Source organism: Aquibacillus salsiterrae, from assembly GCF_028416595.1.
Taxonomy (GTDB): domain Bacteria; phylum Bacillota; class Bacilli; order Bacillales; family Amphibacillaceae; genus Aquibacillus_A; species Aquibacillus_A salsiterrae.
The window spans coordinates 47,148-60,065 of the sequence record NZ_JAMQKC010000014.1; the positions used below are offsets into that span (position 1 = coordinate 47,148).

The following is a 12,918-nucleotide window of genomic DNA, read 5'->3' on the forward strand; positions in this document are numbered from 1 at the left end:
TTGTGGTTGAATGATACGGAGTCGAGTCCGCAATTAGGTCAAATAGTTCAAATCTTACAAGGGCGTGAAGCAGGTCAATTTGCAATTGTCATAGATATCGTTGATGATCGCTTTGTCTTGCTTGCCGATGGAGAAAAGAGAAAATATGATCGACCGAAAAAAAAGAATCGACATCATATAGAACCAATGGAATACATCTCTCCAGAAGTCCAAAACAGCCTTCTAGAAACAGGTCGCGTAACAAATGGTAAGCTGCGTTTTGCTCTATCAAAGTTTGTCAATGAAGTGGTGACTGATTTAAGGAAGGGAGATCAACTTGATGGCGAAAGACGATGCAATTGAAGTAGAAGGTACTGTCATTGACACGTTACCTAACGCAATGTTTAAAGTTGAACTAGAGAATGGTCATACTGTTTTAGCCCATGTATCTGGTAAAATTCGGATGCACTTCATTCGAATCCTACCAGGCGACAAGGTAACGGTTGAACTTTCTCCATATGATTTGTCAAGAGGTCGTATTACGTACCGATATAAATAATAGAAAGCTCCGATACAAAAGGAGGTATGGATGATGAAGGTAAGGCCATCTGTAAAACCAATATGTGAAAAATGTAAAGTTATTCGTCGTAAAGGCAAAGTAATGGTTATTTGTGAAAACCCTAAACACAAGCAAAAACAAGGTTAATAATAAGGAGGTGCACAACTTAAATGGCACGTATTTCAGGTGTAGATATTCCTCGTGAAAAGCGTGTAGTTATTTCCCTTACGTATGTTTACGGGATCGGAAAAAAGACTGCACAACAAATTTTAAAAGAGGCTGGTGTTTCTGAAGATACTCGTGTAAGAGATCTAACAGAAGATGAACTAGCACGTATCCGTCAAGAAGTAGAAAAATTCACAGTAGAAGGCGACCTTCGTCGTGAAGTGTCACTGAACATTAAACGTTTAATCGAAATCGGATCATATCGTGGTTTACGCCACCGTAGAGGTTTACCAGTTCGCGGACAAAAGACAAAGAACAACTCTCGTACTCGTAAAGGTCCACGTAAGACAATGGCTAACAAGAAAAAATAAGAAGGAGGTTAGTTGACTATGGCTCGTAAACAAAATACTCGTAAACGTAGAGTGAAAAAGAATATTGATACTGGTATTGCACATATCCGCTCTACTTTTAACAATACGATCGTTACTATTACCGATACGCAAGGTAACGCTATTAGCTGGAGTAGTGCAGGTGCACTTGGATTTAAAGGTTCTCGTAAATCTACACCATTTGCTGCACAAATGGCAGCAGAAGCAGCAGCTAAAGGTGCCCAAGAAAACGGTATGAAGACATTAGAAGTAACTGTTAAAGGTCCTGGTGCTGGTCGTGAAGCAGCTATCCGTTCACTTCAAGCAGCTGGTTTAGAAGTTACTGCCATTGTTGATGTAACACCTGTTCCTCACAATGGTTGCCGCCCACCAAAACGTCGTCGTGTATAAAATTACCCGTATATAATTTGTCAGCATGTCTATAATGGGTTATGATAGCTAAAAGAATTTACGTCAAACGGTGATTGACAATAAGTCTTTAACGCCTTCAGACAGCATCGCATATGACAGAAGAATACGAAATTGCATAGTGCAGACACGGTAACTGCTTACCTGAGGAATTTCGGTTAGACATTGTCTAGCCGGGGTTTCGACGTTTTGAAGGAGGGTTTTATTTAATGATCGAAATCGAAAAACCAAAGATTGAAACGGTAGAGGTCAGCGATGATGCTACTTTTGGGAAGTTCGTCGTAGAACCACTAGAACGTGGATATGGAACTACACTAGGTAACTCCTTGCGTCGTATCCTTTTATCCTCGCTTCCTGGAGCTGCTGTGACATCCATTCAAATAGATGGTGTTCTCCATGAGTTTTCAACCATAGATGGTGTTGTAGAGGATGTAACAGCTATTATTCTTAATCTTAAGAAACTAGCGCTTAAAATCTATTCTGATGAGGAGAAAACATTAGAAATAGATGTGCAGGGAGAAGGAAAAGTAACGGCTGCAGATATCACCTTTGATAGTGACGTAGAAATATTAAATCCGAATCTGCATATAGCTACACTTGGTAGCAATGCTCATTTACGTATGAAAATTAATGCTGAGCGTGGACGTGGATATCGTCCTGCAGATGCGAATAATCATGATGATCAACCGATCGGAGTTATTCCAGTGGATTCCATTTTTACACCAGTATCACAAGTGACATATCAAGTGGAAAACACACGCGTAGGACAAATTGCAAACTACGATAAGCTTACGCTAGATGTATGGACAGATGGCAGTATTAGGCCTGAAGAAGCTGTTTCTTTAGGTGCAAAAATTTATACCGAGCATCTAAATATCTTTGTTGGTCTAACTGATGAGGCACAAAACGCTGAAATTATGATCGAAAAAGAAGAAGACCAAAAAGAAAAAGTTTTAGAAATGACGATTGAAGAATTAGATTTATCTGTTCGTTCTTATAACTGTTTAAAACGTGCGGGAATTAATACAGTACAAGAGCTTGCTCATAAATCAGAAGAAGATATGATGAAAGTACGTAATTTAGGTCGTAAGTCATTAGAAGAAGTAAAGCATAAGCTTGAAGATTTAGGACTAGGTTTACGTAAAGACGATTGATACATGTTACTTTAGACACCTTTAGAGATTTCCGAAAAAGGGAGGGATAATCCATGGCTAGAAAACTAGGTCGTACAACAGACCAACGTATGGCATTGCTACGTAACCTTGCGACGGATTTAATTATTCATGAACGTCTTGAAACAACAGAAGCAAAAGCAAAAGAATTGCGCTCTGTTGTTGAAAAAATGATTACTCTTGGTAAACGTGGTGATCTTCATGCCCGTCGTCAAGCAGCAGCTTTTCTTTATAACGCAGAGGCTAACGAGAATGAAGATGCTGTACAAAAGTTATTTTCTGACGTTGCTAAGCGTTATGAAGAGCGCCAAGGTGGTTATACGCGTGTCCTAAAATTAGGACCTCGTCGTGGTGACGGCGCGGATATGGCGATTATTGAGTTAGTTTAATCACAAAAGTTAGAGGCTTGAAGGGCAGGACAGAATCTCTTCGTGAGGTGAATCCAAGCCCTTTTTTGTTATGAATAAATATGACTTCTGGCTAGACTAGCTTATCATTGATAGATTATGTGAAAGTATTACGGACATTTGATTGGCTATTATGCTGATTTAAGCACCCCTTCCTTTAATGGTTTGATAACAAGGAGGCAATTATGACAAACAGTTTTATAGAATTTCGTAATGTTTCTTTCAGGTATGGTAAGGACCAACCCTGGGTTCTTAAAAATGTTAGTTTTACAATAGATTCAAACGAATGGGTCGCTGTCATCGGACATAATGGTTCAGGGAAATCTACTATTGCCAAACTTATCAATGGGCTTCTGTTTCCGCAGGAAGGAGAAATTATTGTTGATGGGCTAACAGTGAATGAACACACCATATGGGATGTACGTAAAAGCGTAGGTATGGTTTTTCAAAACCCTGATAATCAATTTGTCGGTACTACTGTTCGAGATGACGTTGCTTTTGGTTTAGAAAACAGAGGCGTACCACGCGAAGATATGCTCAAACGTATCGATGTAAGTCTTGGGCAGGTTGGGATGTCCGATTACCTTCTTCACGAACCACATCGCTTGTCTGGTGGTCAAAAACAAAGAGTTGCTATTGCTGGTGTATTAGCGATTTCACCAAAGGTTATTATCCTTGATGAAGCAACTGCTATGTTGGACCCTAAAGGTCGGTTGGAGATCATGCAGACCGTGAGCCATTTGCGTCAGGCAGAACAGTTAGCATTAATTACAATTACCCATGATTTAAATGAAATTACTCGTGCTAGTCGTGTGATTGTGATGAATAAAGGTGAAGTTTGGTTAGAGTCTAATCCAAGGGACGTGTTCAGTCGAAAAGAAGATTTGCTCCAAATTGGATTGGATACACCTTTTGTAGCTACATTTGCTGATGAACTATCTAGGCAGGGAATAAAACTAGGTAAACAACCATTAAATCATGAGGAGTTAATGGACGAATTATGGACATATCATTCAAAAATGTAACCTATACTTATCAACCTAATACCCCGTTTGAACATCGTGCCATTCATGATCTATCTTTTACAATTAAATCTGGATCATTTGTTGCCATTGTTGGTCATACTGGTTCTGGAAAATCAACCCTTATTCAACACTTAAACGGACTATTGAGACCTACGGAGGGTCAAGTTAAGATTGGTGACTATACTCTCTCTGCTGATAAAAAGGTTAAAGACATCAAAGAGCTAAGAAGTAAAGTGGGTGTGGTTTTTCAATATCCAGAACATCAGCTTTTTGAAGAAACAATTGCCAAAGATATTGCATTTGGCCCGGAAAATTTTGGTGTCGGTGAAGAGGAAGTTAAAAAACGTGTCCATGAGACCATTCATGCTGTTCAACTATCTGAGCAATTATTAGACCGGTCACCTTTTGATTTAAGTGGTGGGCAAATGAGAAGGGTAGCGATTGCAGGTGTGCTTGCGATGGAGCCTCAAGTATTAGTGCTTGATGAGCCAACAGCGGGACTAGACCCTCGTGGGCAGCAGGATATCATGAATATGTTTTATCAGCTTCATCATCAAAAAGGACTGACAACCATATTGGTAACACACAGTATGGAAGATGCACTCAAGTATGCTGATCATGTCATAATCATGGACCATGGGACAAAGTATATGGAAGGGAAACCAACAGAGGTATTTCAAAGGAAGCGTGAATTAGAGAAAGTCCAATTAGATGTTCCAGAAATTGTCCAATTTTTATTTGGTGTGGAAAAGCAATTAGGTATTTCGATTGCCTACCGTGGACAAACGATAGCTGAACTAGCCACCGAATTAGTTGAGGAGTTAAGGAGCAGAAATCTATGAACCATGCACTTATAATCGGTCAATATGTTCCTAGTAACTCGGTTATTCATCGACTTGATCCACGTACTAAGATTGCTATTATTTTCTTTTTTGTCATCTTTGTGTTCTTTGCAAATACTTTGACAAGTTATGCAGTCTTAACATTATTTGCTGTTGGAACAGCTGTTGCGACAAAAATTAAGCTCCCTTACATCTTAAAGGGCTTGACACCTGTCTGGTTTTTAATTGTGTTTACCTTTGTTCTTCATTTGGTTGTTACGAAAGAAGGAGAAGTTCTATTTCGCATATTGTCTTATCCCATTTATTCTGGTGCTGTGGAACAGGGAATAGCAATATCTCTACGGTTCTTTCTATTAATTTTAGTCACATCATTATTAACATTAACGACCACTCCAATCGAAATTACGGATGCGATTGAGACCTTACTAAATCCGCTAAAGAAGATTAAGTTTCCGGTTCACGAACTTGCCTTGATGATGTCTATTTCCTTAAGATTTATTCCAACTTTAATGCAGGAAACAGAAAAGATCTCAAAAGCGCAAGCCTCTCGTGGTGTTGATTTTCGTACAGGACCAATGAAGGATAGAATTCAAGCAATTGTTCCACTTCTTGTGCCTTTATTCGTGAGCGCATTTAAACGGGCTGAGGAGTTGGCGATGGCGATGGAAGCAAGGGGTTATCAAGGTGGGGAAGGTCGAACGAAATTAAGAGAGCTGCGTATTGAAAAAATAGATATTTTAGCCTTTATTACCTTTGGCATTGTACTCATTGGACTTTTTTTAACAAGAGCTTAAGAGGTGTCATTTATGGAAAGAATAAAGTGTACCTTTAGTTATGATGGAACAGACTTTTCAGGATATCAAATACAACCAAATGGCAGGACTGTTCAAGAGGAATTTGAGAAAACATTAATGAAAATGCACAAAGGTACTCCGGTAAAAGTAACAGCTTCGGGGAGAACGGACCGGGGGGTACATGCCCTTGGTCAAGTGATTCATTTTGATAGTTACCTATCCATACCAATCGAAAATTGGCAACGGGCTTTAAATGCCATGTTACCAGATGACATCTTTGTTAAAGAGGTTCATAAGGTAACTGGTAGTTTTCATGCAAGATATGGTGTAATAGAAAAGGAGTATCGGTATTTTATTCACAACTCGAAAGAGCCAGATGTTTTTAAGCGAAATCATACCGTATTTATTGGTAATGAACTTGATATATTGGCAATGAAGCAAGCTTGTGAACATATTGTAGGTACGCATGATTTCTCTTCCTTTTGTGCGGCAAATTCAGGTGTCAAGGGAGATAAAATCCGGACAATCTATCATGTTTCATGTGAGAAGGATGTAGACACCATAATGTTTCGTTTTAAAGGTAGTGGTTTTCTTTATAACATGGTTAGAATACTCGTCGGAACATTGCTCGAAGTCGGTCGAGGAGAACGAAACCCAACCGACCTAAAACAAATATTACAAGCTAAAGATCGCTCTTGTGCAGGTAAAACAGCACCTCCCCAAGGTTTATACCTTTGGAATGTCAAATATGAGTCAGATTAGCATAAAATTAAAAAAACAACGCATCCAGGTGTAACATTCTATTGACAACAGGTACCTATTTATTATAAGATGGTCTATGGCAATTTATTTCTATACCACGATTAGCCCCGGAAAGTTAATTGTGTTGGAATATAAGCATAAGAGGCGTTGACGACTGGTTAAATTGTCGTCATTTGGCTAAAGAAAAGTTGACACAGTGCTCTAGCATTACTAGGAGCAAACAGTTTTAATCTTAAAAACGATAACGATTTTTGGAATATAGGAGGTAACGGATCATGCGCACAACTTTCATGGCGAATGAAACTAATATCGAACGTAAATGGCTTGTTGTTGATGCTGAAGGTAAAACACTAGGTCGACTATCTAGTGAAGTTGCTTCAATCCTTCGTGGTAAGCACAAACCAACTTATACACCGCATGTAGACACTGGTGATCATGTAATCATTATTAATGCAGAGAAAATTGAATTAACTGGTAAGAAATTAAATGACAAAATGTACTATCGTCATTCTAACCACCCTGGTGGATTAAAAGCTCGTACAGCTTTAGAAATGCGTACGAAATACCCTGAGCAAATGCTTGAACTTACAATCAAAGGCATGCTTCCAAAAGGTAGTCTTGGTCGTAAAATGGGTAAGAAATTGCACGTATTTAGAGGACCTGAACATAATCATCAAGCACAAAAACCAGAAGTTTACGAACTTCGCGGATAATTTAAAGGAGGTAACGAATAGTGGCACAAGTACAATACTACGGTACCGGTCGTCGTAAGAGTTCAACTGCTCGTGTACGTTTAGTTCCAGGAACTGGACGTATCGTTGTTAATAAACGTGATGCGGAAGATTACTTCCCATACGAAACGCTTCGTACAATCATCAAGCAACCTTTAGCTATTACTGAAACTGAAGGTAGCTATGATGTATTAGTAAATGTAACAGGTGGTGGATTCACTGGTCAAGCTGGTGCAATTCGTCATGGTGTTTCTCGTGCATTGTTACAAGCAGATCCAGAATATCGCGCAGCATTAAAGCGCGAAGGATTCCTAACTCGTGACGCTCGTATGAAAGAACGTAAGAAATACGGTCTTAAAGGCGCTCGTCGTGCACCACAGTTCTCAAAGCGTTAATATATCTACGTTTCAAGGCTCTTTTCACTTTGGTGGAAAGGGTCTTTTTTAACAAGATAAGAAAGTATAAAAAAAATCTAAGAGCTGTCTAGCTCCAGTGCCTGCCTTAGTCTTCCCAAGGCGCCTTGCGCTTTTCTTATTTAAAAGGTCATAAATTAGTATCTTGTCCCATATAGTGAGAAACAGGAATATATATAGGGGGAAGAGGCTGATGAGGCGAGCAATAAAAATTGGTTGTTGGTTGATTGGGGCCGTACTACTCGTCATACTTGTGCAATATCCGATTCAAAAATCCACGAATTCCTGGGATTCTTGGTCATTACCGCTGTCAGGTAAAACAATTGTCATTGACCCGGGACACGGTGGCCCGGACGGTGGTGCTGTTGGTGCTGATGATACACTAGAGAAGGATATTGCACTACAAGTGTCTAAAATTCTTCGTGATTATCTACAACAATCTGGTGCGTTGGTATATTTGACTAGAGAAGATGATAGAGACCTTGCAAGTACGGATACGAAAGGGTTGTCACGAAGAAAGGCAGAAGACATAAGGCAAAGGGTTAATTTTATTCAAGAAAAGAACCCGGACTTATTCCTAAGTATCCATTTGAACGCCATCCCTCAAGAACAATGGCGGGGCGCTCAATCCTTTTACTACCCAGGATTAGAGAAAAGCGAACGATTAGCTAAGTTAATTCAAGCTGAGATTAAACGAAATCTTGGAAACACGAAACGTGATGCATTAGCCTTAAACGGTATTTATTTGCTCAAACATGCTAAAGCGCCAGGTGCATTAGTTGAAATCGGCTTCCTGTCCAACACACATGAGCGTGGGTTACTTAAATCAAATGAGTACCAAAGGAAAATGGCTGCAAGTATGTATGAAGGTGTACTGCGCTACGTAACAGAAGGTGAAGAAGAAAAGGATGCGGAATAATAAGTTGTAATCCATATCACTTATGAAAAATGGCAGATATGTTATACTATACCTATAGTTTTAAATTTAAGGGATGGTGACATATTTTGTTAACAAAAGACCAAGTGATAGCTTTGTTAAATCCGATTAAGGATCCTTTTTTACATAAAACCTTGGAAGAAACAGGTGGGATTGAGCAAGTAACTATAAAAGAAGAAAAGAATCACGTTAGTGTAAAACTTGCCATTGGAAAGGTAAACACAGCTGAGCAAATGCAGCTGCAACAAGAATTAGTGAACCTCCTAAAAAAAGAAGGCGCTGCAACGGTAGGATTAAGGTTTAACCAATTGCCTAATGAGGTCATAGCTAAATTCCAACCGACATCCGAAGCAGATACGTCACTCTTAGGTGAAGGTTCTGGTACTAAATTTCTTGCAATTGCTAGCGGAAAAGGTGGGGTTGGTAAATCAACAGTTACGGTTAACCTTGCTGTTGCACTGGCTCGATTAGGTAAAAAGGTTGGAATTATTGACGCTGATATATACGGATTCAGTGTTCCTGATATGATGGGAGTGGAGGAACGACCAACGCTAAGAGGGAATCGAATTGTTCCGGTCGAAAGATTTGGTGTGAAAATTATGTCTATGGGTTTTTTTGTGGAAGATAACTCCCCAGTCATTTGGCGAGGGCCAAGACTAGGCAAAATGTTGACAAGCTTTTTTAAAGAAGTGGAATGGGGCGATATAGACTATTTACTTCTAGATCTCCCTCCTGGAACCGGTGATGTTGCTTTAGATGTTCATAACATGATTCCTTCATCAAAAGAAGTCATTGTTACGACACCGCATCCAACTGCTGCATTTGTAGCTGCAAGAGCAGGGCAAATGGCATTACAAACAGATCATGAAATATTAGGTGTTATCGAAAACATGTCCTTTTTTGAAAGTAAACTTACTGGTGAAAAAGAATACGTATTTGGAAAAGGTGGCGGTGACAAGCTAGCCGATGCTTTACAAACAAAAGTAATAGGTCGACTGTCGCTGCAACAACCTTATGATGAGGGTGAGTTCGCTCCTTCTGTCTATCAAGAAGATCATCCAAACGGACAAGAATACCGTAATATCGCTGCTCAAGTTATTGCTAAATTTGAGGAATAATGATAGGAAGAGCGCAGGGCGCCCGGAGCTAGACAGCTCTTGCATTGTTTATACTTTCTTATCTTATAAGATAAACAAAATGCTTGGAATGAAATCCAAGCATTTTGTTCGTGACGTTTTCTTGCTTTAGCTTGTCCCTTAGGCTAGGCAAGATGCCCTTCGCTTTTCTTATTGACTTTCTCCTCCTGAATCGCCGCCTTGGCCACCGCTAGAATCGCCGCCGGATCCTCCATCACTACTTTCTCCACTGCTTTGGTCTTTCGTTCCAGATTTCATATTTTCGGCAGCTTTAAGAACTAGATCACTAATTTTGGCTTTGAAAAGTGGCGTGTCCAACTGCTCTTGGATAACCTTTTCAAGATACTGGCGAAACTCTTGACCAGTTACGACTGTACTCATCTGTTTTTCCATATCAGGATTTTGAAGAATTTCAATCATTTTCTTTTGGTATTCTGCATCGCTCATTAAGCCTTTTATGACGTCTTCTTGCTTATCTTGCATCGATTTAGCAAAAGACTCAACAAATTTTGGGTCCTCAAACATTTTAGTCCAAAATTCTTTTCCTTTATCTGATGTAAGCGACTCTGTAACCGATTGTTTAACAAGTTTTGAATCAATAACAAAGGTTTTCTGCATTTCATCGTCATTTAATACTTCAGTAATTGCTTTTTTTCCCTCATCTGTTTTTAATATATCGGTAACCATTTTCTTAGTTGTTTCATAATCAGTTTTTTCTCCATTTGCTGAACCCGCACCACCGCAAGCAGTCAACAATAGAAAGGAGAAACAAATAAGAGCGATTGGTATTATTCGATTCATATATCGGACTCCTTTCATGTTTTTCTTACTTTTAATATGGTATCCAAGCAAGAAAATATGTATCAGGAGAGAAAAATGCTCTTGTTCATGGTAAAATACATAGGACTTGCAAAATTGCATGAAAGGAAGGTTGTTTTGAAGAGTAAAAATATTGTACGTCTGTTTTTCTCAACACTGCTTTTAGGTATCGCGGTTACTTTAATTACAAGTTTTTTTGTGAAAGCAGGAGCTTACGCAAAATTCATTAATCCTTTTGATCTGTTTGAATTATTCGGAGTAATTATTTTCTTTGCAGCTTTAGGAGCTGTGTTTAGTCTGGTTAGTCAAATGGGCTTTTTTGCTTATTTAACCGTTAACCAATTAGCTCTTGGAATGTTTAGAAGTTATTGGGGTTTTATTCAAATTATTCTTATAATCATAACCCTTTTTGATTTGGTTTATTTTCGATATAAAGCATCTGAAACAGGAACTATCTGGACATATGTACTCATCTCTCTAGGCTTACTAATTTATAGTTTGGTCATTGCACGAAAGAAGGCAAAGGAAACAAACCAAGGTGCATTTATCCCAGCTCTATTCTTTATGGTTGTAGTTACTTCAATTGAATGGGTTCCTGCTCTTAGAACTAGTGGTTCTGATTATTCCTGGCTTATGATTGTCCCATTACTTTGTTGTAATGCTTATCAACTATTACGCTTACACCATCTGATCGATAAAAATACCTAGTCACATAAAAAAGAGGATGACTTATTTTAATCATTCCTCTTTTTTAACAGTTAGGCTGACCAAGGCGCGACTTGTACTTAATTGATTTCTTTAGACTTAGTGTCTGCCCTAGATATTAACTCAGATATACTGACGAAGTTAAATCCTTTATTTTTTAATCCTGGTAAAATTGTATCTAATGCTTTTGGTGTTTGTTTCACAGAATCTGATGCATGTAACAAAATAATATCCCCATTTGATGTTTGTTTCATTATATTATCGACAATGTTTTGTGTCCCAGGATTTTTCCAATCATTAGGGTTGATATTCCATTGGATGACTTGATACCCTTGATTTTCTGCAAGCTTAAGCACTTCTTCATTTAAGTGACCACTAGGTGTGCGAAGCAGTTTAATATCTGAATAACCTAGTTTGGAAAAGGTATCCTTGGCAAGGGTTAGATCCCTTCTTACTTGTTCAATCTCTTGTTTTAGATAACTTTTGTAGCGATAGCCTAACATGCCTATCTCATGGCCATCCTCCTCAATTTTTTCTAATAAATCTGGGTGTCGTTCTGCCCACTCCCCTGCAACAAAGAAAGTTGCTTTAACGTCATACTTGTCCAATTTTTCTAAAATAGGTTCAACCATTTCATTTCCCCAACTTATGTTAAAGGTTAAGCCAATGTTTGGATCCTTTTCACTTCCTTTACTTAAAGCTGCAGGGTTTTCTTTAGAAGAGAAAACAGAAAAAGAGCTTTCAGTTTCAACTAATAAAAAAATGGCACTAAATAATGCTGCAGTTAGAACTAACCCCCATTTTTTCCAGTTTTTAACCGTAAAGACAAAAAAATGTTGCATCGTTCCTCCCCCTTTTAGGACTTGCTCTATTTTATGCCCTTCATTCAGGCAATATGATGTTTAAAAGATTAAAAACTAATAATTTTAACGATTATGGTTATGATATAAGGGTACTGATTAATAGGAGGGATAAGATGATTGGCTTCCTAGTAAACGATGTAGAATTAAAAGAAGTAGAGTACCTTATAAAAAGGGAATTAGAGGAATTACTATTGGATTTAGAAGATAGCAGAATTGATCATCTAGTTAAAAGAGCTATGCAAGAAAGGTATCGGGTACTTTTTCAATTATTTCGACGCGTTGCAAGTGAGAAAGAATGTATGAAGTACATACCAAAGAAATTAGAGAATGAATAAATACAAGCATCAATCAAAAGATGGCAAAATTCTTATGGATTTTGTCATCACTTATGATTACCTAACTATGATGATGCGGAGGATAAAATAGTGTAATGGTATTTTGTGAAAAAACTATTGATATTTAAAATAGTATGTGCTATATTATTTTTTGTTGTCAGTTTATGACCAGTTATCAAACAATACTTCGAAAAAAATATTACAATAAGTATTGACGCGACTGTGTAATTGTGATATATTATAACTTGTCGCTAAAACGACACTGATTGGAACGTTGATCTTTGAAAACTGAACAAAACAACCAGTATGTTAAGAAATACAATTGCTAGTCAAGTTTATGAGTAAATCAATCATTTATTGGAGAGTTTGATCTTGGCTCAGGACGAACGCTGGCGGCGTGCCTAATACATGCAAGTCGAGCGCGTGAAACTAGTTGATCCCTTCGGGGTGACGCTGGTGGACCGAGCGGCGGACGGG

At 38.4% G+C, this 12,918-nt stretch carries 19 protein-coding genes and 1 rRNA gene; 18 read left to right on the forward strand and 2 right to left on the reverse strand.

The genetic code is table 11. The features are described 5' to 3' along the window. The first annotated feature begins 6 nt into the window (after positions 1-6). From NC799_RS13045 to NC799_RS13115, 15 genes are all read left to right on the forward strand, one after another. Complete coding sequence (locus NC799_RS13045; RefSeq protein ID WP_272446882.1) at positions 7-342, forward strand: KOW domain-containing RNA-binding protein; 336 nt, start codon at positions 7-9, stop codon at positions 340-342. Then, positions 320-538 carry a translation initiation factor IF-1 gene (gene infA / locus NC799_RS13050; RefSeq protein WP_272446883.1) on the forward strand — a complete coding sequence of 73 codons (219 nt, stop codon included), beginning with the start codon at positions 320-322 and terminating at the stop codon, positions 536-538. Before NC799_RS13045 ends, infA begins: the two co-directional genes overlap by 23 nt. 33 nt (positions 539-571) lie before the next feature. Continuing rightward, positions 572-685 (forward strand): 50S ribosomal protein L36, encoded by a 114-nt coding sequence (gene rpmJ / locus NC799_RS13055; RefSeq protein ID WP_003156543.1) that lies wholly within the window; start codon positions 572-574, stop codon positions 683-685. A 23-nt stretch (positions 686-708) separates the two neighbouring features. Beyond that, positions 709-1,074: a 30S ribosomal protein S13 gene (gene rpsM / locus NC799_RS13060; protein WP_272446884.1), complete on the forward strand. Its 366-nt coding sequence runs from the start codon at positions 709-711 to the stop codon at positions 1,072-1,074. Positions 1,075-1,092: 18 nt separating this feature from the next. Further along, positions 1,093-1,482 carry a 30S ribosomal protein S11 gene (rpsK, locus tag NC799_RS13065; protein ID WP_272446885.1) on the forward strand — a complete coding sequence of 130 codons (390 nt, stop codon included), beginning with the start codon at positions 1,093-1,095 and terminating at the stop codon, positions 1,480-1,482. 227 nt (positions 1,483-1,709) lie between these two features. Then, a complete protein-coding gene (locus tag NC799_RS13070; RefSeq protein ID WP_272446886.1) occupies positions 1,710-2,654 on the forward strand; it encodes a DNA-directed RNA polymerase subunit alpha in 945 nt (314 codons plus the stop codon). A 53-nt stretch (positions 2,655-2,707) separates the two neighbouring features. Further along, positions 2,708-3,061, forward strand: a complete 354-nt coding sequence (rplQ, locus tag NC799_RS13075) for a 50S ribosomal protein L17 (RefSeq protein ID WP_272446887.1) — start codon at positions 2,708-2,710, stop codon at positions 3,059-3,061. 203 nt (positions 3,062-3,264) lie between these two features. Next, positions 3,265-4,104, forward strand: coding sequence for an energy-coupling factor ABC transporter ATP-binding protein (locus tag NC799_RS13080; RefSeq protein WP_272446888.1), 840 nt, complete (start codon positions 3,265-3,267; stop codon positions 4,102-4,104). Next, entirely contained in the window at positions 4,080-4,946 is an 867-nt protein-coding gene (locus tag NC799_RS13085) for an energy-coupling factor ABC transporter ATP-binding protein (RefSeq protein WP_272446889.1), read from the forward strand. Before NC799_RS13080 ends, NC799_RS13085 begins: the two co-directional genes overlap by 25 nt. After that, positions 4,943-5,740, forward strand: coding sequence for an energy-coupling factor transporter transmembrane component T family protein (locus tag NC799_RS13090; protein ID WP_272446890.1), 798 nt, complete (start codon positions 4,943-4,945; stop codon positions 5,738-5,740). The genes NC799_RS13085 and NC799_RS13090 overlap by 4 nt, the downstream gene beginning before the upstream one ends. A gap of 12 nt (positions 5,741-5,752) precedes the next feature. Beyond that, positions 5,753-6,502, forward strand: coding sequence for a tRNA pseudouridine(38-40) synthase TruA (gene truA / locus NC799_RS13095; RefSeq protein WP_272446891.1), 750 nt, complete (start codon positions 5,753-5,755; stop codon positions 6,500-6,502). A gap of 275 nt (positions 6,503-6,777) precedes the next feature. Further along, positions 6,778-7,215 (forward strand): 50S ribosomal protein L13, encoded by a 438-nt coding sequence (rplM, locus tag NC799_RS13100; RefSeq protein WP_272446892.1) that lies wholly within the window; start codon positions 6,778-6,780, stop codon positions 7,213-7,215. A 20-nt stretch (positions 7,216-7,235) separates the two neighbouring features. After that, positions 7,236-7,628, forward strand: coding sequence for a 30S ribosomal protein S9 (rpsI, locus tag NC799_RS13105; RefSeq protein WP_272446893.1), 393 nt, complete (start codon positions 7,236-7,238; stop codon positions 7,626-7,628). Positions 7,629-7,839: 211 nt separating this feature from the next. Beyond that, positions 7,840-8,565 carry an N-acetylmuramoyl-L-alanine amidase CwlD gene (gene cwlD, locus NC799_RS13110; RefSeq protein WP_272446894.1) on the forward strand — a complete coding sequence of 242 codons (726 nt, stop codon included), beginning with the start codon at positions 7,840-7,842 and terminating at the stop codon, positions 8,563-8,565. 86 nt (positions 8,566-8,651) lie between these two features. After that, a complete protein-coding gene (locus NC799_RS13115; protein ID WP_272446895.1) occupies positions 8,652-9,701 on the forward strand; it encodes an Mrp/NBP35 family ATP-binding protein in 1,050 nt (349 codons plus the stop codon). Between the two features lie 168 nt (positions 9,702-9,869). Here NC799_RS13115 and gerD read toward each other — a convergent pair whose 3' ends face one another. After that, complete coding sequence (gene gerD / locus NC799_RS13120; protein WP_272446896.1) at positions 9,870-10,520, reverse strand: spore germination lipoprotein GerD; 651 nt, start codon at positions 10,518-10,520, stop codon at positions 9,870-9,872. A gap of 135 nt (positions 10,521-10,655) precedes the next feature. On the opposite strand from gerD, the gene NC799_RS13125 reads away from it, so the two are divergent. Next, on the forward strand, positions 10,656-11,246 hold the full coding sequence (locus tag NC799_RS13125) for a KinB-signaling pathway activation protein (RefSeq protein WP_272446897.1): 591 nt from the start codon (positions 10,656-10,658) through the stop codon (positions 11,244-11,246). 77 nt (positions 11,247-11,323) lie between these two features. Here NC799_RS13125 and pdaB read toward each other — a convergent pair whose 3' ends face one another. Further along, a complete protein-coding gene (pdaB, locus tag NC799_RS13130; RefSeq protein WP_272446898.1) occupies positions 11,324-12,085 on the reverse strand; it encodes a polysaccharide deacetylase family sporulation protein PdaB in 762 nt (253 codons plus the stop codon). A 134-nt stretch (positions 12,086-12,219) separates the two neighbouring features. Between pdaB and NC799_RS13135 the strand changes: the two genes are divergently transcribed. Together NC799_RS13135 and NC799_RS13140 are read left to right on the forward strand one after the other, a co-directional pair. Beyond that, the gene (locus NC799_RS13135; RefSeq protein WP_272446899.1) at positions 12,220-12,441 is read left to right on the forward strand and encodes a hypothetical protein; all 222 of its coding nucleotides are present in this window, start codon (positions 12,220-12,222) and stop codon (positions 12,439-12,441) included. 354 nt (positions 12,442-12,795) lie between these two features. Then, positions 12,796-12,918 (forward strand): 16S ribosomal RNA (locus tag NC799_RS13140); the annotation flags it as partial.